General features: G+C 70.4%; 26 protein-coding genes and 1 tRNA gene. 20 read left to right on the plus strand and 7 right to left on the minus strand.

Features of this window, described 5'->3' with window-relative positions:
* Positions 1 to 8 precede the first annotated feature (8 nt).
* The 6 genes from ACYU7G_RS11010 (at position 9) to ACYU7G_RS11035 (ending at position 6463) form a co-directional block, all read left to right on the plus strand.
* Positions 9 to 2612 carry a multicopper oxidase domain-containing protein gene (locus ACYU7G_RS11010; protein ID WP_461107740.1) on the plus strand — a complete coding sequence of 868 codons (2604 nt, stop codon included), beginning with the start codon at positions 9 to 11 and terminating at the stop codon, positions 2610 to 2612.
* Positions 2613 to 2661: 49 nt separating this feature from the next.
* Complete coding sequence (locus ACYU7G_RS11015) at positions 2662 to 3591, plus strand: ABC transporter ATP-binding protein (protein WP_461107742.1); 930 nt, start codon at positions 2662 to 2664, stop codon at positions 3589 to 3591.
* Positions 3591 to 4436, plus strand: a complete 846-nt coding sequence (locus ACYU7G_RS11020; protein WP_461107744.1) for an ABC transporter permease — start codon at positions 3591 to 3593, stop codon at positions 4434 to 4436. Before ACYU7G_RS11015 ends, ACYU7G_RS11020 begins: the two co-directional genes overlap by 1 nt.
* A 7-nt stretch (positions 4437 to 4443) precedes the next feature.
* Positions 4444 to 4680, plus strand: coding sequence for a helix-turn-helix transcriptional regulator (locus ACYU7G_RS11025; RefSeq protein ID WP_461107746.1), 237 nt, complete (start codon positions 4444 to 4446; stop codon positions 4678 to 4680).
* Positions 4681 to 4752: 72 nt separating this feature from the next.
* A complete protein-coding gene (locus ACYU7G_RS11030) occupies positions 4753 to 6126 on the plus strand; it encodes a UTP--glucose-1-phosphate uridylyltransferase (protein WP_461107748.1) in 1374 nt (457 codons plus the stop codon).
* Positions 6119 to 6463, plus strand: a complete 345-nt coding sequence (locus tag ACYU7G_RS11035) for a hypothetical protein (protein WP_461107750.1) — start codon at positions 6119 to 6121, stop codon at positions 6461 to 6463. Before ACYU7G_RS11030 ends, ACYU7G_RS11035 begins: the two co-directional genes overlap by 8 nt.
* 76 nt (positions 6464 to 6539) lie before the next feature.
* On the opposite strand, the gene mscL is transcribed toward ACYU7G_RS11035, so the two are convergent.
* The 3 genes from mscL to ACYU7G_RS11050 form a co-directional block, all read right to left on the minus strand.
* Entirely contained in the window at positions 6540 to 6911 is a 372-nt protein-coding gene (mscL, locus tag ACYU7G_RS11040; protein WP_461107752.1) for a large conductance mechanosensitive channel protein MscL, read from the minus strand.
* Positions 6912 to 7007: 96 nt separating this feature from the next.
* The gene (locus ACYU7G_RS11045) at positions 7008 to 7619 is read right to left on the minus strand and encodes an SAF domain-containing protein (protein ID WP_461107754.1); all 612 of its coding nucleotides are present in this window, start codon (positions 7617 to 7619) and stop codon (positions 7008 to 7010) included.
* A gap of 65 nt (positions 7620 to 7684) precedes the next feature.
* Positions 7685 to 7969, minus strand: coding sequence for an FmdB family zinc ribbon protein (locus tag ACYU7G_RS11050; protein WP_461107756.1), 285 nt, complete (start codon positions 7967 to 7969; stop codon positions 7685 to 7687).
* Positions 7970 to 8125: 156 nt separating this feature from the next.
* On the opposite strand from ACYU7G_RS11050, the gene ACYU7G_RS11055 reads away from it, so the two are divergent.
* Positions 8126 to 8722: a hypothetical protein gene (locus tag ACYU7G_RS11055; protein WP_461107758.1), complete on the plus strand. Its 597-nt coding sequence runs from the start codon at positions 8126 to 8128 to the stop codon at positions 8720 to 8722.
* Here the strand turns inward: ACYU7G_RS11055 and ACYU7G_RS11060 are convergent.
* Positions 8667 to 9296: a 5-formyltetrahydrofolate cyclo-ligase gene (locus tag ACYU7G_RS11060; protein ID WP_461107760.1), complete on the minus strand. Its 630-nt coding sequence runs from the start codon at positions 9294 to 9296 to the stop codon at positions 8667 to 8669. The genes ACYU7G_RS11055 and ACYU7G_RS11060 overlap by 56 nt on opposite strands.
* A gap of 18 nt (positions 9297 to 9314) precedes the next feature.
* Here ACYU7G_RS11060 and ACYU7G_RS11065 point away from each other — a divergent pair, with 18 nt between their 5' ends.
* The 10 genes from ACYU7G_RS11065 to ACYU7G_RS11110 all read left to right on the plus strand — a co-directional run bounded on the left by ACYU7G_RS11065 (position 9315) and on the right by ACYU7G_RS11110 (position 20450).
* Complete coding sequence (locus ACYU7G_RS11065) at positions 9315 to 10601, plus strand: molybdopterin molybdotransferase MoeA (protein ID WP_461107762.1); 1287 nt, start codon at positions 9315 to 9317, stop codon at positions 10599 to 10601.
* Positions 10602 to 10670: 69 nt separating this feature from the next.
* Complete coding sequence (locus ACYU7G_RS11070) at positions 10671 to 11432, plus strand: hypothetical protein (RefSeq protein ID WP_461107764.1); 762 nt, start codon at positions 10671 to 10673, stop codon at positions 11430 to 11432.
* Between the two features lie 131 nt (positions 11433 to 11563).
* Positions 11564 to 12589, plus strand: a complete 1026-nt coding sequence (locus tag ACYU7G_RS11075; protein ID WP_461107766.1) for a FecCD family ABC transporter permease — start codon at positions 11564 to 11566, stop codon at positions 12587 to 12589.
* Positions 12586 to 13392 carry an ABC transporter ATP-binding protein gene (locus ACYU7G_RS11080; protein WP_461107768.1) on the plus strand — a complete coding sequence of 269 codons (807 nt, stop codon included), beginning with the start codon at positions 12586 to 12588 and terminating at the stop codon, positions 13390 to 13392. The genes ACYU7G_RS11075 and ACYU7G_RS11080 overlap by 4 nt, the downstream gene beginning before the upstream one ends.
* Positions 13393 to 13412: 20 nt before the next feature.
* A complete protein-coding gene (locus ACYU7G_RS11085) occupies positions 13413 to 14417 on the plus strand; it encodes an ABC transporter substrate-binding protein (RefSeq protein WP_461107770.1) in 1005 nt (334 codons plus the stop codon).
* 76 nt (positions 14418 to 14493) lie between these two features.
* Complete coding sequence (locus ACYU7G_RS11090; RefSeq protein ID WP_461107772.1) at positions 14494 to 16095, plus strand: ATP-binding cassette domain-containing protein; 1602 nt, start codon at positions 14494 to 14496, stop codon at positions 16093 to 16095.
* Complete coding sequence (locus ACYU7G_RS11095) at positions 16088 to 17857, plus strand: amino acid ABC transporter ATP-binding/permease protein (RefSeq protein ID WP_461107774.1); 1770 nt, start codon at positions 16088 to 16090, stop codon at positions 17855 to 17857. The genes ACYU7G_RS11090 and ACYU7G_RS11095 overlap by 8 nt, the downstream gene beginning before the upstream one ends.
* 67 nt (positions 17858 to 17924) lie before the next feature.
* Positions 17925 to 19382 (plus strand): MDR family MFS transporter, encoded by a 1458-nt coding sequence (locus tag ACYU7G_RS11100; protein ID WP_461107776.1) that lies wholly within the window; start codon positions 17925 to 17927, stop codon positions 19380 to 19382.
* 86 nt (positions 19383 to 19468) lie between these two features.
* Positions 19469 to 19888 (plus strand): DUF1801 domain-containing protein, encoded by a 420-nt coding sequence (locus tag ACYU7G_RS11105; RefSeq protein ID WP_461107778.1) that lies wholly within the window; start codon positions 19469 to 19471, stop codon positions 19886 to 19888.
* Between the two features lie 25 nt (positions 19889 to 19913).
* Positions 19914 to 20450 carry a DUF488 domain-containing protein gene (locus tag ACYU7G_RS11110; protein WP_461107780.1) on the plus strand — a complete coding sequence of 179 codons (537 nt, stop codon included), beginning with the start codon at positions 19914 to 19916 and terminating at the stop codon, positions 20448 to 20450.
* A 57-nt stretch (positions 20451 to 20507) separates the two neighbouring features.
* Here ACYU7G_RS11110 and ACYU7G_RS11115 read toward each other — a convergent pair.
* The 3 genes from ACYU7G_RS11115 to ACYU7G_RS11125 form a co-directional block, all read right to left on the minus strand.
* Positions 20508 to 20583 (minus strand) — tRNA-Ala (locus ACYU7G_RS11115).
* Between the two features lie 60 nt (positions 20584 to 20643).
* Positions 20644 to 21183, minus strand: a complete 540-nt coding sequence (locus ACYU7G_RS11120; protein ID WP_461107782.1) for a GNAT family N-acetyltransferase — start codon at positions 21181 to 21183, stop codon at positions 20644 to 20646.
* Positions 21184 to 21240: 57 nt separating this feature from the next.
* Positions 21241 to 21762, minus strand: a complete 522-nt coding sequence (locus ACYU7G_RS11125) for a ferritin (protein WP_461107784.1) — start codon at positions 21760 to 21762, stop codon at positions 21241 to 21243.
* A gap of 82 nt (positions 21763 to 21844) precedes the next feature.
* Between ACYU7G_RS11125 and ACYU7G_RS11130 the strand changes: the two genes are divergently transcribed.
* From ACYU7G_RS11130 to ACYU7G_RS11140, 3 genes are read left to right on the plus strand one after another with little or no spacing between them, the layout of a single operon-like run.
* Positions 21845 to 22729, plus strand: coding sequence for an alpha/beta hydrolase (locus ACYU7G_RS11130; protein WP_461107786.1), 885 nt, complete (start codon positions 21845 to 21847; stop codon positions 22727 to 22729).
* 35 nt (positions 22730 to 22764) lie between these two features.
* On the plus strand, positions 22765 to 23700 hold the full coding sequence (locus ACYU7G_RS11135; RefSeq protein ID WP_461107788.1) for a formylglycine-generating enzyme family protein: 936 nt from the start codon (positions 22765 to 22767) through the stop codon (positions 23698 to 23700).
* A gap of 46 nt (positions 23701 to 23746) precedes the next feature.
* Positions 23747 to 24817: a hypothetical protein gene (locus ACYU7G_RS11140; RefSeq protein ID WP_461107790.1), complete on the plus strand. Its 1071-nt coding sequence runs from the start codon at positions 23747 to 23749 to the stop codon at positions 24815 to 24817.
* The last annotated feature ends 5 nt before the right edge of the window (positions 24818 to 24822 follow it).

Genomic DNA, 24822 nt, shown 5'->3' on the forward strand with positions numbered 1-24822 from the left:
GCCGGGGCATGCGCATCATGCGCGACATCCCCGTGGTGGTCTGGATGGTGGCGGCCGTCGTGATCGCCGTCATCCACCGCTCGGTCCCCGAGGCCACCTGGCTGATGATCCACCTCGTCGGACTCGGCGTCATGACCCACGCCGTCATGACCTGGAGCGCGCACTTCACCGCCGCACTGCTGAAGACCCGGCCCGACGACGCCGCAGCCACCCGCTCCTCCGTCCGGCTCGGCCTGCTCGGCATCGGCTCCCTGCTGGTGTTCATCGGAGTGCCCTCCACCATCTGGGCGCTAACGCTCGTCGGCGCGGTGGCCGTCGGAATCGCCGTCGTGTGGCACGGCATCGAACTGGTGCGCGACCTGCGCCGAGCCCTGCCCGGCCGGTTCCGCATCTGCATCCGCTACTACATCGCCGCCGCCTGCTGCCTGCCGGTCGGTGGCGGCTTCGGCGCTGCGCTGGCGCTGGGGCTCGACGACGCCTGGCACGCCCGGCTGCTCGTCGCCCACACCATGACCAACATCCTCGGTTGGCTCGGCCTGACCGTGGTGGGCACCCTCGTCACGTTCTGGCCCACCGTGCTGCGCACCCGGATGGACGACCGTGCGGAGCGGCTCGCCAAGCAGGCGCTGCCCATCCTCATCGGCGGCATCGCCGTCGTCGCCGCCGGCTCCCTCACCGGACTGCGGCTCGTCTCCGTGCTGGGCCTGTTCGTCTACGCCGGGGCGCTGGTGTTCTGGGGCCGGTGCCTGTGGGGTCCGCTGCGCCGCAAGCTGCCCCGCGAGTTCGCGCCCGCATCCATCGGGCTGGCCTGCGTCTGGGCGTGCGTGGCCATCGTCGCCACCGCCCTGCACGTGCTGCGCACCGACGACAAGGGCCTGGCCGAGGGGTACCCGATGGTGGCCTCCATCTGGGTGGTCGGGTTCGCCCTGCAGCTCGTGACCGGTGCGCTCAGCTACCTGATGCCGTCGGTGATGGGCGGTGGGCCGCGCGTGGTGCGCAAGGCTGCCGCGAAGTTCGACAGGTTCGCCGGAGCCCGCCTCGTCGTCATCAACGTCGGGCTGGTGCTGTGGCTGTTCCCGCTGGTCCCGTGGGTGCGAGTGACCCTGTCCGTGTTGGTGCTCGTGGCGCTCGCGACGTTCCTGCCGCTGATGTTCGCGGGCATCGCGGCGTCGGTGAAGGAGAAGCGCCGCCTGGCCGCCGGCGAGCCCGCCGACGACGCCGAGCGGCCGAGCGCGTTCACCGGCAGTGGCTTCGTCGCCGGTGTCGCTGCGCTGGCCCTGGCCATCACCATCGGCGTCGGCGCGGACCCGGGAGCCGTCGGGCTCGGGGAGTCCGTGGCCGTCTCGTCGGAGGAAGTGGTGCCCAGCGGCGAGACCGTCCGGGTGCGCGTGGAGGCCGTCGACATGGCCTTCGAACCCAACTCCGTGACGGTCAGCCCCGGCGATCACGTCATCATCGAACTCGTCAACACCGACCCCACCAACATCCACGACCTCGCCGTCGGCGACCAGCGCACCGAACGCCTCGCCCACGGTGAGACCGCCGAACTGGACCTCGGCGTCGTCGGCGCCACCGTCGAGGGCTGGTGCACGGTGGTGGGGCACCGCCAGATGGGCATGACCTTCACCGTCGTCGTGGAGGGTGCGCCGGGCACGGCGGCCCCCAGTGCCGAGCCGAGCCACGATGACGGCGGCGTGCACGTCGACCCCGACGCGCAACTCGGCCACGTCGTCGACCCGGTGCTGGAGCCGCTGCAGGCACCTCCGGGGGAGGAGACCGTCCATCGCGTCACCTTCACCGTCACCGAGGTGCCGCTCGAGGTGGCCCCCGGCATCTGGCAGACCCGTTGGACGTTCAACGGGCAGGGCGTGGGCCCGACGCTGCACGGCCGGGTGGGTGACGTCTTCGAGGTCACCCTCGTCAACGAGGGCACCATGGGGCACTCGATCGACTTCCATGCCAGCAACCTCGCGCCCGACGAGCCGATGCGCACCATCGCTCCTGGCGAGTCGCTGGTCTACCGGTTCACGGCCGAGCGGGCGGGCATCTGGATGTACCACTGCTCGACGATGCCCATGAGTTCCCACATCGCCGCCGGCATGCATGGCGCGGTCATCATCGAACCGGCCGAGGGGTTGCCGGAGGTGGACCACGAGTACGTGGTGGTCCAGTCCGAGGTGTTCCTGGACTCGGCCGCCACCACGCCCGAGGAGGCCACCGAGGTGAACGCTGACGCCGTCGCCGCGGAGGAGCCCAGCTTCGTCGTGTTCAACGGCATCGCCAACCAGTACCGCCAGGAGCCGTTCACGGCCGCGGTGGGGGAGCGGGTCCGGTTCTGGGTGCTCTCGGCCGGTCCCAACCGCCCGATCTCGTTCCACGTCGTCGGCGCCCAGTTCGACACCGTCTACAAGGAGGGCGCCTACCTCCTGCGCGACGGCGTGGATGCGTTCGGCGAGTCGGGCGGCGGCTCGCAGGCGCTGGACCTGCAGGCCGCCCAGGGCGGGTTCGTCGAGCTCGAGTTCCCCGAGGCCGGCCACTACAGCGTGGTGAACCACGTGATGGTCGACGCCGAGCGCGGCGCCCACGGCATCGTCGAGGTCACCGAGAGCTGACCGCAACACCCCATCGACACAATGTAGTAGGACTGCTACATTCGTGACTATGGATACTGCTCAGCATCCCGTGATCAGTTGCGAGGGACTGACGATGGCCTACGGCCAGAAGCTCGTCCTGGACGGTCTGGACCTGGAGGTCCCTCGAGGCCAGGTGGTGGCGCTGCTCGGGCCGAACGGTGCAGGCAAGACCACCACCGTCGAGATCCTCGAGGGCATCCGGCGCCCCAGCGGCGGCCGGGTGGAGGTGCTCGGCGCGGACCCCGTCAAGGCGGGGGAGGCATGGAAGGCGCGGGTGGGGATCGTGTTGCAGAGTTGGCGGGACCACGCCCGCTGGCGCGTCCACGAACTGCTCGAGGTGATCGCCGCCTACTACGCCCCCTACGCCACCGACCAGGTGGTGCGGCCGTGGCCCACGGACGAGCTGCTGGAGCGGGTCGGGCTGGGGGAGTCACGCAGGCAACGCATCGACAAGCTCTCGGGCGGGCAACGTCGTCGGCTCGACGTCGCGGTCGGCCTGGTGGGGCGCCCCGAGTTGCTGTTCCTCGACGAACCCACCACCGGTCTCGACCCGAAGGGTCGCCGGGACATCCACGACCTGCTGGGCGACGTCGCAGACCTTGACACCACCATCCTGATGACCACCCACGATCTCGACGAGGCGGAGAAGGTGGCCGACCGGATCCTGATCCTCGCCGCCGGACGCATCATCGCCGACGGCACCCCCGACGAACTCCGGCTCGGGTTCTCCCGCACCAACGAGGTCCGCATCCGGGACCGCGCGACGGGGCGCGTGGCCGTCCACTCCACCCCGGACCCGACGGCGTGGCTCACTGAGCAACTCACCACCCGCCCGGGCGAGGTCGAGGTCCTCGAGGTGCGGCCGGCCTCGCTCGAGGAGGCCTACCTCAACATCATCCGCATGGCCGAGGCGGGCGAGGACCTCTCCCAGATCGAATCCATCAAGGAGGTGGCGTGATGAACCGCCGTTCCGCACTGCTCAGGGCCGCCTGGGGCCAGGCGAAGGTGACCCTGTGGCGCAAGTACGTCAGCCCCACCGGCATCTCGCTGATGATCTTCCCCCTGATCGTGCTGGTGGTGCTGTGGTTCGTCCGTGACACCGTGATCGACGGCACCGTGCCCGTGTCCGCATGGGTGTTCTCCGGAATGCTCGCCTTCAGCCTCATCGCCGGTGCCGCGCTGGGCGTCTCGGCCGAGATCCAGCAGGAGCGCGAGGACGGGACCCTGATGCGTGCCAAGGCCGTGCCCAACGGGGTGCTGGGGCACCTGCTGGCGAAGTTCGTCGTCGCCGTGGTGGACACCGCCATCCCCGTGGTCCCGCTGGTGCTGGGGGCCGCCATCATCCTGCCCGGTCTGCTGCCCACCGACCCGCTGAGTTGGCTGCTGTTCCTGCTCGTCTACGCCCTGGCCACCGCGGCGATGCTGCCCTGGGGCGCCGTGATGGGGTCCATCTTCCGGTCCGCGCTCGGACTCGGCGTGGCGAGCCTGCTGCTGTATGCGATGGCCGCCGTCGCCGGCTTGTTCTACCCGCTGACCGCCCTGCCGGGAGCGCTCCAGGTGATCGGACAGTTCACCCCGCACTACTGGATCGGCCTGGGGATCCGCACCGTCCTGCTCGACGACGCCGCCATGGCCCTCGAGGTGGGCGGCAGCTGGCGGACACCGCTGATGGTGCTGGTGCTCGCGGGTTGGGCCGTCGTCGGGATGGTGCTGGCGCCGATGCTGTTGCGCCGGATGGCCCGCAAGACCTCCGGCAGCGCCGTCGCCGAGGCGCGCGAGCGGGTCCTGAGTCGGGGATACTGAGCTCCCGATGAGTCCCACCGTCAACGACAACGTCCACAACCGCATCGCCATGCTGCGCGCCGAGCGCGGCATCTCCCGGCGGCAGTTGGCCGACGCCCTCGGCGTGCACTACCAGACCGTCGGCTACCTCGAGCGGGGCGAGTACAGCCCCTCGCTGGAGATCGCCCTGCGGATCGCGGGCTACTTCGAGGTGCCCGTCGAGGTGATCTTCTCCCTGGAGCCGTTCCCGCGGTTGGGCAGCTGAGGCGACGCTCGGGTGGTTGGGGTGCCGGGCGCGTCGATAGGATCGGTGGCGAAGTCGACGAAGGGAAAGATCGTGTCCGAAGCAGGTCTCGCCGCCGCACGGGAGAAGATGCAGGCCGCCGGGGTGGCCAAGCCCGCCATCGAGGTGTTCTCGCACTACTACAAGCTGCTCACCTCGGGTGAGACCGGGTTGATCCGCGAGGACAGCATCACACCGCTGCTCGACCCGCCGATGCTGGCGGACGTCGACATCTCCGACGAGGCGGCCGCCGACGCGATCGGCAAGACCGTCATCGTGAAGCTCAACGGCGGTCTCGGTACGTCGATGGGTCTGGACCGTGCCAAGACCCTGCTCGAGGTGCGCGACGGCAAGAACTTCCTGGACCTGATCGTCGCGCAGGTCCGCTCCGCCCGCCGCACCTACGACGCGCGCTTGCCGCTGCTGTTCATGACGTCGTTCCGCACCGACGAGGACACCCTCGCGCACCTGGCCCGCTACGAGGACCTCGCCGTCGACGGGCTGCCGCTCACGTTCGTGCAGAACCAGGAGCCGAAGCTGCGCGCCGACGACCTGACCCCGGTCACCTGGGAGGCGGACCCGACGCTCGAGTGGTGCCCGCCCGGCCACGGCGACCTGTACACCGCACTCGAAGGCTCCGGTGTCCTCGACGAACTCCTCGCCGCCGGCTTCCGCTACGCGTGCGTCTCCAACGGCGACAATCTCGGCGCCGCCCCGGACGCGACGATCGCCGGCTGGTTCGCCGCCTCCGGCGCCCCGTACGCAGCCGAGCTGTGCCGCCGCACCATCAACGACAAGAAGGGCGGCCACCTGGCCATCCGCAAGGCCGACGGCCAGCTCATCCTGCGCGACACCGCCCAGACCGCGCCGGAGGAGATGGACTACTTCACCGACGAGCACCGCCACCCGTTCTTCCACACCAACAACCTGTGGTTCGACCTGCAGAAGCTGCGCGACACCCTCGTCGAGCGTGAGTCCGTGCTGGGCCTGCCGATGATCCGCAACGAGAAGACCGTGGACCCGGGCGACTCGTCCTCCACGCCGGTGATCCAGATCGAGACTGCCATGGGTGCCGCCATCGAGGTGTTCGAGGGCGCGACGGCGATCTGCGTGGGCCGCGACCGGTTCCAGCCGGTGAAGACCACCAACGAACTCCTGCTGCTGCGCTCCGACGTCTACGACCTCGGCCAGGACGGCCGCCTCGCGGCCACCACGAAGTCCACTCCGGAGATCGATCTCGACTCGAAGCACTACAAGCTCGTGGACAAGTTCTCCGAGCGGATCCCGCACCAGCTCTCGCTGCGCGAGGCGACGTCGTTCAAGGTCCGCGGCGACTGGACCTTCGGGCGCGACGTGCGGGTGGTCGGCGCCGCGGAACTCGCAGGTGAGGGCGGCACGATCGAGGACGGCGCCACCGTCGGTGAGTGAGCCCGTCCAACTCGGCAGGGCGCTGACGGGGCACGAGCTCCCGCTCACCGCCACCGAACCGACGGCGCTCGCGGCCGAACTGGCCGCCCTCGGGTGGGACGCCAACAGGTTGGCCGAACTGCGCCGTGCGCGAATGGCCGCCCGCGAGCCGTGGCCGTTCCCCGTGGAGGTGGAGGAGTTGCGCCGGTTCGGGTTCGCCCGCTTCCACGCGCAGCTGACCCAGCTCCGGGAGTTGCTCGGCCTCAGCGGCCGCACCCCGACCCCGCCGGCCCAGGACCGGAAACCCAACCGGGACGAACAGCGGCTGATGGCCGACAGGCCCCCGCACTGGGGCTGAGCCCGGCAACGTCCCGGGACGAGGAACGGGGCGCCACCCAGCGGTGGCGCCCCGTTCATGGTTCAGAGGGTGGTGCTCAGCGGTTGCGCTGCTCGCGCAGCAGGTCGCGGATCTCGACGAGCAGTTCCTCGGACGTCGGGGTGGCGTCCGCCTCCTCTTCCTCGGCCTTCTCGAAGCGCTCACGCAGCTTGTTGTAGGGGAGGACGATGCCGAAGTAGACGATGGCCGCCATGATGATGAAGGCGATCAGTGCTGTCAGGAAGACACCGACGTTGATGCCACCGACCGTGGCGTTGCTGAAGTCCGGCATGCCACCGGCCAGGCCGATGAGGTCGACGATGATCTGGGTGAATGCCGTCACCACGGCTGCGAACGCCGTCGCCATGATGAAGGCGACGGCAAGCTCGATCAGATTCCCGCGGAGCAGGAATTCCTTGAAGCCCTTCATGATGTTTCTCACTTTCGGTTTCCGCCCGGGTGGGGTTGCCCGAGACCACGCGATACTAACCACATCAGGGTCCCGTCCCGCGGTAGGCGCGGCCGGTCAGGCGGAACCAAGGATCACGCTCAGCTCTCCCCTCTGGCCGAGGGCGGCCACCGTAGGGGCGATCTCGGAGGGCACGTCCACCAGGACCAGCGGCGCCCGACCCGTGCCCACGCTCAGTCCCGTGCTCTCCGTCCTGGCCGGCAGGGCCGCCACCCGGGCGTCGTCGGTCACCACCTCGAAGGCCTCGCCCGCGAACACGAGGCTCACCCGGCTCCCGGGGGCCAGCAGATCGACGAGTTGGTCGTCCGGGATCGCGATCGGCACCAGGGCCCGCCCGGCGGCCAGGTCAGTGGTGGTGGCCAGCATTCCCGACTGGACGACGGTGTTGGCGCCCAGGCGCCAACCGGCGGTGGCGCCGACCACGTCGTCGAGCGAGGGCAGCACGCCCTCCGGGAGTGCGTCAGGGGAAAGGGCGACCACCTGCAGGTCCGCCTCCGTGAGGACGGCACCGGCGGCGACTGCGCGGGTGGTGACCACGACGTCGGTGCCGGGTGGGGTGCTGGGGGCGAGTTGGGTGGCCAGCAACAGGACGCCGAGCCCGGCGAGCGCGGCGGCGAGGGCGCGGCGGTGCCAGGCGACGAACTGTCTCAGCTTGTGTGGGAACTCCATACCCACACTCTGGTAGTCGGGATGCCCGATGCGTCATTGTCCACAGGCAACCCCTCTGCCGGGGGTCAGGAAGCGGCTGGGGCGGGCGAGCTGCTGGAGGCTGAGGACGACGACGAGCCGCTGTCCGAGGAGGACGACTCCGACTTCGCGGCCGGGGTGCTGGCGCTGTTCGACTTGCGCGAGTCGGTGGCGTAGAAGCCGGATCCCTTGAACACGACGCCCACCGCGTTGAACACCTTGCGCAGTTCGCCGTCGCAGGACGGGCACACCGTCAGCGAGGGGTCGGTGAACTTCTGGAAGATCTCGAGATCTTCGCCACAGGCGGTGCAACGGTACTGGTAGGTGGGCATACGGCTGTCTCTTTTCGCGAAGGGGACTCCAGACATGATAAGCCGCCCGCCGCATTCCCCCAAGACAGAGCCATCCATGCCCCCGTGTCCCGATACGATCTGCAACCGGCGCAAGGGGTGCGCCGCTTGTCAAACAGCAAATGGATGGGGATGGGGATGAAGAGGACTCTGACGGCAGGCATCGGCGCGGTGCTGGCTCTGGCGATGACGGCATGCGGCGGCGAGGGCGCGGATTCGGTGGATCCGGTCGAGCCGCCGACGCAGGCGCAGACCGCCGACGAGCAGGAGCCGGTGGAGGCCACGCCGGATTCCCAGCCCACCGAAGCGGCCGACGAGGGAGCCGGTTCTGCGGGGGCGTTGCTGCAGTGCGAGGACGAGGCCGTGCTCGCGGCCACCGAGGACATCCGCACCCGCGCGGGCCTCACGGTCCTGTTCGGCGACTCGCTCGAAGAGGTCACCAACTGCTTGTGGGGCCTGGAAGGGGACAGCGACTCGCTGCAGATCAACATCCAGTACTGGACGCTGGGTGGCGACGTGCCGGACCAGGCCACGCTGGACATGCTCACCCTGCAACGCATCGAGGCCCCGGACCTGGAGTCCCGTGGACTCGTCGTCGCGCACGAGGGCGAGGGCAGGGAGACGGTCTGGGCGTTCGGTCACGGCTTCCAGGTGTGGGCGAGGCCGGACAGGATCGAGGTCACGCAGGAGGAGTTGGTCCAGTTGGCCACCAGCCTGGTGGAGGAGATGGCCTGAGGCCTCCACCCAGCGCCTCGAACCCGGCCTCGGTGACCACGGCGTCCACTGGGATGTCGTGGGGGAGCGTCGGCACCCCGTCGAGCACCTCGTCGGCCCGCGCCAGCGCCCAGACCGGGACGCCCTCGCGGCGGTGCGGCAACGCCCTGTCGTACCAGCCGCCCCCGGTGCCCAGCCTGCTGCCGTCGCGTCCGACGGCCAGGCAGGGGACCACGGCGACGTCGGCCCGGCCCAGCGCGGCCGGGCCCAGCGCCGGCCCCGGCGGATGGGGGATCCCGGCCCACCCCGGGACCAGCTCCGCCGCGCCGCCGAACCGCGCCCAGTCCGGGCTGCGGCGCAACTTCGGCAGCAGCACCTCACGACCCTGCGCCAGCAGCGCCTCCAGCAGCCCCGCCGTGCCGGGTTCGGCCGGCCGTGAGGCGTAGAGCGCCACGACGGCGGCGTCGACCGGGAGCGCGGCCAGCAGTGCCGCGGTGCGCGCGGCGTCGGCCCCAGCCCACTGCGCGGCCGACAAGCGGGAACGCGCCGCCACCATGGCCAGACGCAGCGAGTCCTTCGAGCGGTCCGCGATCATTGAACTATCGTAGGCAGCATGGCTCTTTTCGGTCGCAGGAAGCCCGCCCCCGTCGTCGAGGAAGTGGTGGAGGAGGCTCCCAGCCTTCCCCCCGCACCCCCGGTCGACGACGCCGGGCTCCGGTCAGTCGCGGACCACATCGAGTACCTGCTCGGGCTGGTGGAGCCGCTGCGCCCGTTCGGGATGTCGCTGGTGGAGGCCTGGGACCAGGTGATGTGCGAGGACATCAACTCGATGATCAACGTGCCCCCCAACAGCACCGCGAAGGTTGAGGGCTACGCAGTGCGGGTCGCGGACCTGCGCGACGACGACGGCGCCATGGTGGAGACCTTGCGCCTGGTGGATGCCGAGGAGCGGCTCGCGCCCGGTGAGGCGGCCCGCGTGCTGCCCGGCGCGGTGCTCCCCAAGGGGGCAACGGCCGTGCTGCCGGCCACGTTCGTCGAGGCCTCCGACGACGGGCTGAGGCTGCTCGACGTCGTCGAGGAGGGTGCGTACCTGCGCGCGGCAGGCGAGCACCTGGCAGTCGGCGCCCGCCTCCTGAGCGAGGGGGAACGCCTCAACGACCGCGCCATCGGCATGCTCGCCAGCGCCGGCATCGACAAGGTCCTGGTGCGGCCCCGCCCGCGCGTCGTGGTGGTCAGCTCCGGCCACGAGCTGGTGGAGCCCGGGGACCAGGTGCACCACGGCGAGAACACGGACTCCAATTCGTTCATGATCGCCGCGGCCGCACGTGCCGCCGGTGCGACGGTGTTCCGGGTGGCGTTGCACAGCAGCGACCCGCAGGAGCTCAAGATGGCCATCGCGGACCAGCTGATCCGCGCGGACCTGCTGGTCTCGACCACCGGCGGCCACCGCGAGGACTACGAGGCCGTCGCCAACGCGATGCGCGAACTCGGCCTGGTGGACTCGGCGGAGGTGGCGATGTCGCCGGGCCGGACCCAGACCTTCGGCCTGATCGGCGAGGACCAGGTACCGATGGTGATGCTGCCCGGCAACCCCGTCTCGGCCTACGTCACCTTCCAGACCTTCGTGTGGCCGTTGATCCGTCGCCTGATGGGTGCCAACGAGAAGCGACGCGCCGTGCGCGCCATCGCGTCCTCGACACTGCGCTCCCACAAGGGACAGCTCCACCTGCTGCGCGGCGAGCTGTTCTCCGAGTCCAGCATCCGCACCGTGGAGCGGGTCACGGACCCGCACGCCCTGGCGGAGCTGTCCCGGAGCAACGCGCTGATCATCCTCGACGAGGACACGGACCTGGTGAAGGCCGGCGAACAGGTCATGTGCTGGCCCCTCGAGGAAGACTGACCGAGGATCTTTCGCGGTCAACCGCGAGTTGATCTACCTAATTACACGGATGTTGTTTACGGTGGGCTTGTGCTCGCCGGAATCGTCATCAGTGTCCTAGTCATCGCAGGTCTGGCGTTCGGGCTGCCCTGGTTGGCATCCCACCGCGACGCACCTGAAGTCCTCGAGGGGGATCCCACCGAGCGGTTCTCCGACTCGATGCGCATCCTGCGCCGCGACATCTCCGACTACCTGGAGACCACCGACGCCGCAGAGGTCTCCACGCCGCTCACCCGTCGGGCCGAACTCACCGAGATCCGACTGCTCGCCGCCAGTGCGGCCACGCGTCGTCGCCGCACGCTGCTCGCGCTCCTCGCACTGGTGCTGGTCGTCGGTGTGGTCGCGATCCTCGGCCATCTGCCCTGGTGGGCCGTCCTGGTCCCCGTCGGCCTGGTGCTGGGCTTCGTCGTCGTCTCCCGGCTCGGCGTGGGCGCCATGCACCGCCGGTTCGCCGCCCGCGCCGCCTCGGTGGACGAGGGCTTCGGCGACGAGGACACCACTGTCCTGCAGGCCCCGGTGGAGGACGAGACCTCCCGCGAGATCCGCGTGGACCTGTCCGCGCCACAGACCACCGGCGCGCTGTGGGACCCCATCCCCGTCACCGCGCCCACCTACGTCTCCAAGCCCCTCGTGCCGCGGACCGTCCGCACCATCGACCTGTCCGCGCCCGTCGTCGCCAAGCAGCCGCTGGTGCCGACCGCCGACCGCCCCGGCTCCGACGTCGAAGAACTCGAGATGGAGGACACCGAGGCCATGGTGCACGAGTTCCGTCCCCGCGCGGTGGGCGAGTAGCCCGCACCTGAAACGCCTGGACCGGGCCCCGAACGTTGGATCGTTCGGGGCCCGGTTCCGTCCATCCTGATCCCCTTGTTGCGAATGATTCTCATTATGAGTTAGGTTGTCGAGGAATCGAGAGGACACCGATGACGACAACTCTGGGCCGCCGGCCGCTCATCCTTTCCATGCTGGGGCTCGCCGCATCCGTGTGCCTGCTCGTGGCAGCCGCGTCGGGACCCGTGGCGGTGCCGCTGGGCGACGTGCTCGCCTCCCTCGGAAGACTCCTCACCGGATCGTCCTCCGCCGAGGGTGTCGACGCACTGGTCTCCGCGGTGCGCGTGCCACGCGTGCTGATGGCCCTGGTGGTGGGAGCGGGCCTCGGCGTGGCGGGAGCCGCGATGCAGGCGGTCTTCCGCAATCCACTGGCCGAACCCGGCATCACTGGTGTGTCCTCCGGTGCGGCCACCGTCGCCGTCATCCTGATCGTCACGGGCGGAGCGTCGTCCTCGTCCTGGCTGCTGCCGGTGGGGGCGTTCGCCGGTGCCCTGCTCGCCGTGCTCGTGGTGCAGGCCGTCGGCCTCGGTGCGGGCGGCAACTCCACCGCTTCCCTCCTGCTGGTCGGGATCGCCCTCAACGCCTTCCTCGGTGCCATCATCAGCGCGGTCGTGGCCAACGCGGTGAATGCCGAGGATGCGCGGTCTGCCATGTTCTGGCTGAACGGCGACCTCACCGGGCGGACTCTCGACGACCTCCGCCTGGCCATCCTGCCGCTGGTGCTCGGGGTGGCGGTGATCCTGTTCCATGCCCGTGACCTGAACCTCCTGGCCCTGGGTGACGCCACCGCCCAGACCTCCGGCATGAACGTGCGCCGCGTCAAGCACGTGGTCCTGGCGGCCGCGGCCCTCGCCACCGCGGCGGGCGTGGCGGTCACCGGCGTGATCTCCTTCGTGGGTCTCGTCGTGCCGCACCTGGTGCGGCTGCTGTGGGGCGGCGACCACCGGATCCTGCTGCCGGCCAGTGCCCTGCTCGGCGGCATCTTCCTGCTGGGCGCCGACACCGCGGCGAGACTGGTCCTCCAGCCGGTGGCGCTGCAGACCGGAACCGTCACCGCGCTGCTGGGAGCACCGTTCCTGCTGGTGTTGGTGGTGCGCGTCCGGAGGCGGTCCGCGTGAGGGGCGCCGCGCCCGAGCCTGCGTCCGGTCCCGCCGTCAGCCTGCGCGGGGTCCGCGTCGCCCATGGGAGTCGGACGGTGCTGGACGTGCCTGCGTTGGACTTCGAGCCGGGCCGGGTGCACGGACTCATCGGGCCCAATGGGGCGGGCAAGTCCACCCTCCTCAAGGCGGTCCTCGGGCTGCTGCCTGCCACCGGCGAGGTGAGCGTGCACGGCCACGCGCTGGCCCGGATGCCCTTCCGTGCCCGCGCGCGGCTGCTGTCCTACCTGGCGCAGGACACCGCCCTCGAGGTCGACTTCAACGGCCGCGAGCTCGTCCGGATGGCGCGCCACGCACGGCTTCGCCGTTTCGGATCCCTCGGCGTCGACGACGAACGTGCCGTGGACGACGCCCTCCGGCTGACCGGTGCCGACGCCTGGTCCCGTCGTCCCGTGACCAGCACCTCCGGCGGTGAGCGGCAGCTCACCATGCTCGCCCGCGCCATCGCACAGGATGCTGCGGTGCTCCTCCTGGACGAGCCGATCTCCGCCCTGGACCTCGGCCACGAACTTGACGTGCTGCGCCTGCTCCGCCCTTGGGTCGACGCTGCCGCGACGTCCCGAACCGTCCTGGTGGTACTCCATGACCTGACTCTGGCGGCCAGGTTCTGTGACCGGCTGACCCTCGTCGTCGACGGCCGCATCCACTGCCAGGGCACGCCCGAGCACGTCCTCACCGCCCACCACCTCCGCCCCGCCTACGGCGTCGACGTGGACGTTTCCACCAGTCGCGCCACCGGAACCCTGCAGGTCACCCCACTTTGAGAACCAACGAGAGGAAACCCATGAAGACACCATCCGCGCTGAGCCGCGCCACCGGAGGGCTGGCGCTGCTGGCCCTGGCCCTCACCGGTTGCGCCACCGCCGACGAGAACACCCCCGGCGCCCCGGCGTCGCCGGCGGCCGCTGCCTCCGCACCCGCCCAGGCGGGCTGGCCCCGCACCGTCGCGGTCGGGGACCGGGAGGTCGCGATCGAGCAGGAGCCCGCGAGCATCGTCGCGGTCACCTCCGAGGCGGCAGACCTGGTGCTGCTGCTTGCGGGTCCGGAGCGGGTGGCGGCCGTCGCGGCCGGCAGTCAGTCGCCCCACTCGGGCACCGCCGTCGAACTCGCCCTGCAAGTGGCCGACACGCTGCCGCCGGGGACGGACCCGGACCCCGAACAGATCCTGTCCCTGGCGCCTGACCTGGTGGTCTCCACCGCTCGGCACGGCGGTGAGAAGGCCGCGGCAGAGCAGTTGCAGGCCACCGGGGTGCCCACCGTCAACCTGGACTCTGCGGCCTTCGCCACGCCTGAGGGCATCGCCGAGACCATCACCACCCTCGGGGACATGCTCGGCGAGGAGGAGCGCGCGGCCTCGCTCCGCATCGAGTTCGAGGAGCGGATCGCCGAGCTGGATGCCCAGCACCTGCACGACGGCCCCGCCACGCTGGCGCTGATGGCCCGGGGCCGCAATGTCATGGCGATGGATGACTCCCTGATGCTGCCGCATCTGGTCGAGCGGGCCGGCGGCACCAACGCCGCCTCCGCCATCGGCATCACCCAGACCCGCCCCGTCGACGCCGAGGTCATCCTCCACGCGAATCCCGACGTGATCATCCTCGAGGACTTCCAGGGCCTGGGCCGCGCACCCTTCGAGGAACTCCTGTCCAACCCCGCACTCGCCGACGTGCCGGCGGTGGCGGCCGGCCGGGTGCACCTCGTCCCGATGACGGACGCATCCGGCATCTCAGGCGTCCGCACCCCTGTCGGCTACCGCACGGTGATCGACATCCTGTCCGAGGTCGGCTGACGTGCACCGCCGCCAGCGCCGACACGGGGCACACCCGGGACCACCGGTCGACACGGCTGCGGGCCGGCGATGGATCGTGGCCAGCCTCCTGCTGTCCGTGGCCGCCGCACTCCTCACGGCGGGGAGCTTCGTCGTCCTCGGAACGGTCTTCGACGCCGGCCCCGACGTCCGCCGGGTCCTGACGCTGGCCTGCCTCACGGCATCGGCGCTGGGGGCCGAGGTCGCCTCCGGGTGGCTCTCGGTGACGTGGGCCCGCCGGGAGGAGGTCCCCCTGCGAGAACGGCTGCTGCGGCGCTGGTGGGACGGTTCCGCGGGGGAACGGGACCACGAATCCGCCGGAGCCACCGTCGAACTGCTGACGGAATCCGTCGAGCGCGTCTCCAACTACCGCCAGACCTTCCTCGGACCGATGCTCGGGGCCGCCCTCGGACCACTCGCGGTGCTGGTGCTGCTGGCAGTGGCAGTCGACCCGGTGGTGGCGGCAGCCCTGGCGCTCGTGCTGCCACTGATCCCGCTCACGGTGCTGGGGTTCAGCAGGGCCTTCCGGAGGGTTTCCGGAGGCTCGCGGCGTGCCCGCGCACACCTCGCCGACCGGTACCTCGAAGCCATCCAGGGGCTGGAGACCATCACCCTGTTGGGTGCGGCGGGACGGGTCGAGGCCGACCTCGCCCGGGTGGGGGAGGCCAACCGGCGGGCGACCATGCGGCTGCTGGCCGGCAACCAGGTGGTGCTGTTCGTCACCGATGCGGTCTTCTCGCTCGGCGTGGTGACGTCAGCGGTGGTGCTGGCGGCCTGGCGCCTCGACGCCGGCGCCATCGGCCCCGGCGACGCCATCGCGGTCGTGCTGTGCGCCATCCTGCTGCTCCAGCCGCTGGACCGGGTGGGGTCGTTCTTCTACGTCGGCATGTCCGGGATGGCCTCCCAGCGCGCCATCAGGCGCTTCCTCGCCCACGAAACGGCGGCGCCTCCGGCGTCCACCACACCCGAACCCCAGCCGACCGGGCGGGGTGCCGGGCCCGTCGTCGATGTTGTCGACGCCTCGTTGGGTCACGGCGCGGCCCCGGTGGTCTCCCAGGCACGGTTGCGGCTGGAGGCCGGCTGCCGGGTGGCCGTCGTCGGCCCCTCGGGCGGCGGGAAGACGACGCTGCTCAGGGCGTTGAAGGGCGACGTCCTGCCTTCCGGCGGCAGCATCGTGGTGGACGGAATCGCCTCGTCGGCCGGGACCCGCGACGATGTCCGCGCCGCCAGCGCCCTGGTTTCCCAGACCACGTGGCTGTTCACCGGAACCATGGCGTACAACCTGCGGCTCGGAGCACCATTGGCCACCGACGACCAGCTCTGGGACGTACTGGAGCAGGTGGATCTTGCCGACTTCGTCCGCCGCAGCCCGCGGGGCCTCGACACCGTGGTCGGGGAACGGGGGCACGCCGTCTCCGGGGGCCAGGCGCAGCGGATCTCGCTCGCGCGGGCAGTCCTGTCCGGGAGGCGACTCCTGCTGCTCGACGAACCCACCGCGCACGTCGACCTCGAGTCCGAGGCCATCATCCTGGAACTGCTCCGGCGTCTCCCCGCGGACTGCAGCGTCGTCATGACCACCCACCGCCCGGCCATCGCGGCAGCGGCCGAGTCCGTGTGGGAACTGCGTGACGGAACACTGGCGGAGGTGACCCATGCGTGAAACGACCCGGCCGGATCGTGCGGTACTGACCCGCTGGCTGGTCTCGACCACCCGTCCGGTACTCGCCCCGTTGATGGCGTCCACGACGTTCCGGATGCTGGACCAGCTCGCCGGCCTGGCTCTGTTCGGGGCGGGTGCGGCCCTGGTGCTCGGCTGGGCGGGGGAGGCCTTCGACCTGTGGGGGATCGCCGGGATGATGGTGCTGCTCAGCCTGGTGAAGGCGGTGAGCCGCTACCTCGAGCAGTTCCTCGGGCACCTCGTCGCGTTCAAGGCGTTGGAGTTGCTGCGGCGCGACCTGTTCTCCAAGCTCTGGCCGCAGGCGCCCGCCGTCAGCACACGACTGCGCGCGGGAGACGTCCTGGAGCGGGCCACCAAGGACGTCAACCGGCTCGAGGTGTTCTTCGCCCACACCGCCGCCCCTGCCGTGACCGCCGTGCTGACGCCGCTGGTGGCGGCGATCGTGATCGGGGTGGTGGTGTCCCCGGCCGTTGCCCTCGTGATGGGGATCGGGTTCGTGGTCAGCCTGTGCGTGCCCGCATTCGGGGCCCGTCCCGCGGCCGCAGCGGCCATCCGCACGGCAGAGCTCCGGGGACGCCTCACCCAGGACGTCACCGATTCCGTCCTGGGCGCCACCGAGGTGACGGGTTACGGCCTGCAGGCGGACAGGCTCGGTCGGGCCCGTGGCCTGGGCGAGGAACTGCTGCGGCTGGGACGCCGCGTCGCCGCCATCTCGGGGCTGAGGCGGGGGATTGCGATCACCGTCGCGATGGCAACCGTGGTGGGGGTGGTCCTCGTCGGGCTGGGCCAAGGGAGCGAAGCCGCCGCAGTGGCCGCGGCGGCCCTCGTCACCCTGCGCGGGTTCGAGGTCACCAAGGCCGTGGAGGACTTCGTCACCGACCTCGACGCCTCCTTCGCCTCGGCACGACGGCTCTGGACGCTGACCCACACCCCGGCGTCGGTGACCGAACCGCCGTCGGCCGTCGCCGTCCCACAGGGCGCCATCGAGGTCCGGTGGCGGGAGCTCACCCACACCTACCCGGTCGATGGTGTCGGCCGCGGCGAGCCGGCGCTGCAGGAGGTCACCGCCGTCGCCCCGGCCGGGTTGCACACCTGCCTGCTGGGTGCCTCGGGTGCCGGCAAGTCCACCATGGCGCAACTGGTGCTGCGCTACTCGGACCCGGACGAGGGTGCGGTCCTCCTCGGAGGCGTCGACGTCCGCGGTCTCGCGCTGCAGGAACTCCGATCAGCCGTCACCCACGTGGCGCAGCGCCCCTTCCTGCTCAATGCCTCGGTGGCGGACAACCTGCGCCTGGCGAGGCCGGAGGCAAGCGACGAGGACATCCGAGAGGCCTGCCGGGCCGCCCGGATCAGCGAACACGTCGAGTCACTGCCCCAGGGCTACGACACCCACGTCGGGGAGGACGCCGGCCGCTGGTCCGGCGGGCAGCGCGCCCGGTTGGCACTCGCCCGTGCGCTCGTGACCCGGGCGCGGGTGTTCGTGCTGGACGAGTACAGCGCGCACCTCGACGAGGAACTGGCCGACGACGTCGCCCTGGCCCTGCGCGAGGAAAGGCCCGAGGCGACTGTCATCGAGGTGACGCACAGGGTCTCCAGGGCGCTGGCGGCGGACCACGTCGTCGTGCTGGACCGCGGCCGGTGTGTCCAGGCGGGCGCGCCGAACACACTCGCGGATTCCGACGGCCCATTCGCACGGTTGCTCATGCGCGAGGGTGACCAAGTGCTGCGGCTGGGACGGACTTGACAGCGGGGGTAGGGTTTACAAGCTTGTGTGAAACCCGCACTGGTCGATGAGCAACTGAGGATTGCCGATGCCCGAAACCAGAGCAGACAACCGTCTAGACCCCAGGACCCGTGGCGTCATCGCCATCCTGCTGGTGTCGGCGTTCATAGTCATCCTCAACGAGACCACCCTCAACATCGCCATCAAGGCGGTGATGGACGACATGGGGGTGACCGAGCGCACCGCCCAGTGGCTGACCACGGCGTTCATGCTCACCATGGCGGTCATCATCCCGGTCTCGGGCTGGTTGCTGGAGAGGTTCTCCACCAAGCGGGTGTTCCTGCTGGCGATGACGTTGTTCATCATCGGAACCTTCATCGTGGCCATCGGCCCCCTGTTCGGCATCGTCCTGGCGGGCCGCGTGGTCCAGGCCAGCGGTACGGCAGTGATGATGCCGTTGCTGATGACCACGGTGCTCGAGGTGGTCCCCGAGGAACGTCGTGGCGTCATGATGGGCAACATCTCCATGGTGATCGCCGTTGCCCCGGCGCTGGGACCGACGCTGTCCGGGCTCGTGCTGCAGGTGGCTGACTGGCGCACCACGTTCTGGATCATCCTCCCGCTGGCGATCGCGCTGCTGGCGCTCGGGGCCGCCAAGCTGGAGACGCTGAACGAGCCGCGCCGCGTCCCCGTCGACGGTCCCTCGGTGGGCCTGTCGGTGATCGGTTTCGGCGGACTCGTGTACTCCCTGAGCCTGTTCGGCGAACCGAGCGTGCCGGTGCTGCAACTGGTCATCGTCCTGGTGGTCGGTCTGGCCGCGCTGGTGCTGTTCCTGATGCGGCAGGTGCGGCTGGCCCGCACCGGCAAGGCGCTGCTGAACCTCGGCACGTTCGCCACCGCAGGGTTCCGCAACGCCGTCGTCGTGGTGGCCATCGCGATGGCGGCGATGTTCGGGACGCTGATCATGCTGCCGCTGATCCTGCAGGACGCCCTCGGCATGGAGCCGCTCCACGTCGGACTGATGATGCTGCCCGGTGGTCTGGTGATGGGCCTGCTCGGCCCCACCGTCGGAAAGCTGTACGACAAGGTGGGCCCGCGCCCCCTGGTCGTGCCCGCCACGGCGCTGATCGGCGTGGTGCTGGCTCTGTTCTCGTTGATCACCGTCGGGACGCCGGTGTGGTTCATCGTGGTCTGCCACGTCGCGATGAGCATCGGCTTCGCGTTCATGTTCACGCCGCTGCTCACCAGCGCCCTCGGCTCGCTGCCGCGTCCGCTGTACCCGCACGGCTCGGCCGCAGTGGGCACCGTCCAACAGCTCGCCGGTGCGATCGGAACCGCCCTGTTCGTCACCATCTACTCCAGCCAGGCGCGCGTGGCGGAAGTCACGGGGCTGGACTCCGCGCACGCCATGCTCACCGGCTCGCGGGTGGCGTTCCTGTGCGCCGCGGCGGTCTGCGTGCTCGCGTTCGTCGGCACCTGGTGGCTGCGCAAGCCCGAGCGCAGTGGTGACCAGGCAGAGGAGCCCAGCGCCGCCGCCATGCACTGAGCGGCCCATGGGCTAGCGTTGGGACTGATCCGTCGGCCCGGCCGAGGTGGTCGGGGCGACGGTGCAGTGCCACTGAGGAGGCCGTCATGAGCAAGAAGAAGCCCGAGCCCAAGCTGCTCTCGGGCGGCAACCCGCAGGTCCCCAAGGCCGACGGGGACGAACCCGTGAAGACCTACGTCGAGGCCATGCCCGGCTGGAAGCGCGACGTTGGACGCAGGCTGGACAGCCTGCTGGGGGAGCTGCCCGAAATTCGCCGCGGCGTGCGCTGGAACCAACCCTTCTACGGCCCCCAGGGGTCGGAGAACTGGTTCCTGTCCTTCCGCTGTTTCACCGACTACGTCCAGGTCCAGTTCCTCAACGGGACGTCCCTGGACCCGATGCCGCCGAAGGACTCGAAGCACGAGGGCATGCGCTACCTCGACATCCGGCAGGATGACGAACTGGACGAGGCGCAACTACGCTCCTGGTTCAAGCAGGCGCGCGAACTGCCGCCGGTGAAGATGTGATCGGGGTGGATGGGCCCATCCCCGCATGACCATCTTCACCATCGGTCATTCGAACCGTCCGCTGCAGGAGTTCACGGACCTGCTGCGTGAGCACGACATCGCCTTGGTGGTGGATGTGCGCCGGCTCCCCGGGTCCAAACGCAACCCCTGGTTCAACGACGACGCGCTGGCCGCCTCGCTCGCGGACCTCGGCATCGACTACCGCTGGTCGCAGGGGCTCACCGGGCGTCGTCGAGTGAGCAAGGACGTCCCGTTCGAGGTCAACGCCTGGTGGGAGAACCGCAGTTTCCACAACTACGCCGACCATGCCTTGGGGGCTGAGTTCCGCGAGGCCCTCGAGGAACTGCTGCGGTGGGCCCCGGAGGCCGCCACCGCCGTGATGTGTTCCGAGGCGGTGTGGTGGCGCTGCCACCGCCGTCTCATCGCGGACCACCTGCTGGCACGCGGAATCGACGTCCGCCACATCGTGGGTCCCGGCAGGGCGGAGCCCGCACGGCTGAGCGAGGGTGCCGTCGTCTCGGAGGGCGACGTCGTCAAGTACCCGGCGGAGCCCAAGTCCTGAGGTCGTCGGGCAAGAAAAAACCCCCGGCGGGAGCAGGTGCCCCTCCGAGGGTGGTTCTGGTGGAGCTAGGGGGATTCGAACCCCCGGCCTTCTCATTGCGAACGAGACGCGCTACCAACTGCGCCATAGCCCCATCTTTCAAGCGGGTCAATACTACCACCGGGGCCGGGGGAGCCACAAAATCGGGTGGTGCTCAGCGCTCCCAGCCCATGACTGCGACGCGCTGCCCGGTCTCGGGGTAGGTGAAGTCCGGCAGCAGGTCCACGAAGCCCTTGCGGCGGTAGAGCGCGCGGGCGGGGTTGTCGGGGTGCGTGCCCAGCAGGGCGCGGGACTGGGGCATGGAGTCCAATTGGGTGTCGAGGAGGGCGCCGCCCAGGCCCTGGCCGTGGACGGCGGGGTCAACTTCGATCTCGGCGAGCTCGAAGGCATCCTCGAACCAGTCGAGTTGCCCCGCGTCGTTCATGGCCTCGGCGATCTGCTGGGGCCACCAGTTGTTCGACTGTAGGTCGTAGCCGTAGAGGAAACCGAGGATCTCGCCGTCGATCTCACCCACCAGGCAGGTGGCGCCCTTGTAGGTCTCCATGCAGCGGGCGAAGTCCTTGGCGAACTGGGCGGCGGCCTCGTCGGTGTGGTCGAAGGCCTCGCGGTAGATGTTCGAGATTCGGCCGGCCCTGGCGACTGCCTCCTCGGGCGCCAGCCACCGCAGGTAGTCCTCCATGTTGATCTCGCTCACGGTCCCACCCTACGGCCCGACGCGGTCGGCGTCGAAGCGTGGGCGGCGGCTCCGTCGTCAGTCGGCGGTGTTCTCGGTGGAGCCGCCCGGGCGCGCCCCGAGTTCCGCGTCCAGGCGCAGCAGCCCGGGGCCGTCGTCGCCGACGAGGCGGATCCGGGCGAGGATCTCCTTGACCGTTGACTCCTCCTCGATCTGCTCGTCGACGAACCAGTTGAGGAGCGGGCGGGCGTCGAGGTCGCCCTCGGCGTCGGCAGCGCGGTAGAGGTCGCGGATGGATTCGGAGACGATCTCCTCGTGGTGCAGGGCCGCCGCGAACACCTCCGCCGGGGAGGCGCCTGCGGGCACCTGCGGAGCCTCGACCGCGCCGATGACCGGGTGGTTGTCGCGGTCGATGACGTGGTCGATGAACTTGTTGGCGTGCACGATCTCCTCGTCAGCTTGGTGACGCAGCCATTGGGCCATGCCGGGAAGGTCCTGCGCGTCCATCTCGATGGCGAGCTGGCGGTAGGCCATCGACGAGGCGAACTCCAGGGTGATCTGGGCGTTGAACTTCGGGAGCAGGGTTTCCGAGATCTTCATGTGCTGAATCTATGCCCTTTGACGCTGCTTGTCAGCGCCCAATAGGTTCGTCACAGTACTCCAGCAGCAGAGAGGTGGCGCGATGACGGGCCGGACCACGACTGACAGGCAGGCCATCGAGGTGGCAGACCGCGTGCTCGAAGGGCCGCACGGCCCGCTGCCAGTGCGTATCTACAGCCCCGAGGCGCCCCACGGCCCCGCCTTCGTGTGGGTCCACGGCGGCGCGTTCGCGGCCGGGGACCTGGACATGCCCGAGGCGCACTGGGTGTCGACAGCCCTCGCCGAGCGGGGCATCCCCGTCGTGTCCGTCGACTACCGACTGGCGCCGTTCCCCGAGGACTGGGTGGTGGCCGACGGCGTCGCCCGGGAGGAGGGGGTGCACTTCCCCGTGGCCCACGAGGAGGTGGTCTTCGCCTACCGCTGGGCGCTCGGGTCCGGCCTGGCAGATGGTCCCTGGTCACTCGGCGGCGGCAGCGCCGGGGGCAACCTGGCCGCCGGGGCCGTGCTCGCGCTGCTGCATGGCGACGGCCCCCTGCCACCTTTCGTGTTCCTCGCCTACCCGACGCTGCACGCGCACCAACGTCCCCACCGCGCTGAGGTGGAGGCGGCGCTGCAGGGGGCGCCCGAGGAACGTCGCTACCGGCCCGCCGCCATCCTCGGCATGTACGAGAACTACCTCGGCGCCGGTGTGGACGTCGCCTCGGCCCCGATCCGCGCCATCCCGGGCCTCGCGACCGCGGCGGACCTCGTCGGGCACCCCCGCACCCTGGTGGTCAACAACGAACTGGACGACCTGCGCACCTCAGGCGAGGCCTACGTCGACGTGCTGGTCGAGGCCGGCGTCGACGTCGACCTGGTCACCGAGCCCGGCACCTTCCACGGCCACCTCAACCGGCCCGAGGAGGGGATCGCCGAGGGCACCATCGAAGCCGTGGCCGGGGAGATCCTCCACACGCTCGCGCAATAGAGTGGCCCCACTCCAGCCGTCACGAAGGAGAGCCCTTGTCCTGTTGCGCACCAGGTCCTGAGACCCCAGCCGGGCCTCCGGCGGCCGTCGACCACCCCTGGGGGCGTGGCGACGGACGGTCAACGCTCCCCGACGCCGACGTCGTCCACCTGCCGGGCGGAACGTTCCGGATGGGCAGCGAGGATCCCGACGTGAACCCGGCCGACGGTGAGGGACCGGTCCGCAGCGTCGCCGTCGAGCCGTTCGGGATCGCCTGCCACACGGTCACCAACGCCCGGTTCCGCCAGTTCGTCGACGCCACCGGGTACGTCACCGAGGCTGAGGAGTTCGGCTGGTCGTTCGTGTTCCACCTGCTGCTCGACGAGGCGGAACGCGACTCCCACCCGCACCCCGTGGGCACGCCCTGGTGGCGCGGAGTCGAGGGCGCCCGCTGGGACTCGCCCACGGGCCCGGCCTCGGGCATCGACGACATCCCCGACCATCCCGTCGTCCACGTCTCCTGGCGCGACGCCGAGGCCTACGCCCACTGGGTGGGCGGCAGGCTGCCCACCGAGGCCGAGTGGGAGTACGCGGCCCGCGGCGGCCTGGACCAGGCCCGCTTCGCCTGGGGTGATGAGCTCACCCCCGGCGGCGAGCACCGCTGCAACATCTGGCAGGGCACCTTCCCGACGGACAACTCGGCGGCCGACGGGTTCGTCGGCACCGCCCCGGTGGGCAGCTACGCGCCCAACGGGTACGGCCTGTTCGAGGTGGCCGGCAACGTGTGGGAGATGTGCGCCGACGAGTGGAACAGCAATCCCGCGGACCCGACGACGGGCCGCACCTATCCCGGTGGACGCGTGATGCGGGGCGGTTCGTACCTGTGCCACGACTCCTACTGCAACCGGTACCGGGTGGCCGCCCGCACCAGCAACACCGCCGACAGCGCGGCCGGCAACCTGGGTTTCCGGGTGGCGTTCGACGAGGCATAGGCGGAACCCCGCGTGCCAAGGGCCGGAAGGTGGAACACTTTCGGCCATGAGCACCATCCGTAGCATCCTCGGGGGAGTTGCCACAGTCCTGCTCCTGACGTCCTGCTCCCTCCTGCAACCAGCACCCGCCGAGGAGCCGACGGCGGCCCAACCCACGCCGAGCCCGCATCCCGTGGCGTCCGAACTCTCCCAGCAGGTCTGGGACTCCGCGGTGGAGGGCCTCGTGGAGATGGGTGGGGTGCACGCCGTCTGGATGGGCGTGGCCGAGTGGCCCTTCACGGGCGAGTACGTGATCGCGGCCGCGTTCCCCGGGGCAGCGTTGGGCCAGATGGAATGGGACTGGGTGGACTCGACGGGCGAGGTGCGCGAGAGCATCGCGCTCGGGGCGGGTGGCGACATCACGGTGCCCCTGGCCGAGTACTCCTACCAGCAGGCGCGTGACTTCCTCGACGACGTCGGCGAGTGCGGCGTCGACGAGGTCCGGATGTGGGCCGCCAGGCCCATGCCGTCGGGGGCGTGGCACGAGTACGGTGGCTGCGCCGCCGAGAACCGGGTGGCGCAGGATCGCGGCGCTACGCCGGGGCTGTACAACGTCGTCCCCACTCCCCAGATCGTGCGTCTGGACGGGCAACCGGTCCCGGACCTGGAGGAATGGGCATCCCCGGAGGCCCTGGCTCAGATCTGGGCCGACGGGCAGGCTGCGCTGGGTGAGTCGCTGCTGCGGGGCATCTCCATCTCGCCCGCGTACGGTGGGGTCAGCATCGTGGGGTCGAACGGCAGCGAGTGCGGAGCGCAGACGGGCTTCGCGTTCACCAGGTCCCTCACGCCCTCGGACGCGCGGCTGGACCTGAGGCCGGGACAGGGCGGCCTGGTGGCCAACTGCAGCCAGGGCAGCGACCGCGGGTTCCGGTTCTCCGACGTCACGCCCGAAGAGGTGGCCGAGGTGGCCGCCGAGGCCATCAAGGAGCACGGGCTGGACCTCGGCCCCCGGGCCGGGCACCTGGCCATCGCGCTCGAGGGGCAGGCGCTGGTGATGCTGATCGGGCAGGACCGTGCGGTCTCCCACACCTACGTCCTGATCCCGGACCCGGCCGCGACGCAGCAGCCACCCGCCTGAGGCCC

It is taken from the genome of Tessaracoccus terricola (assembly GCF_054776555.1).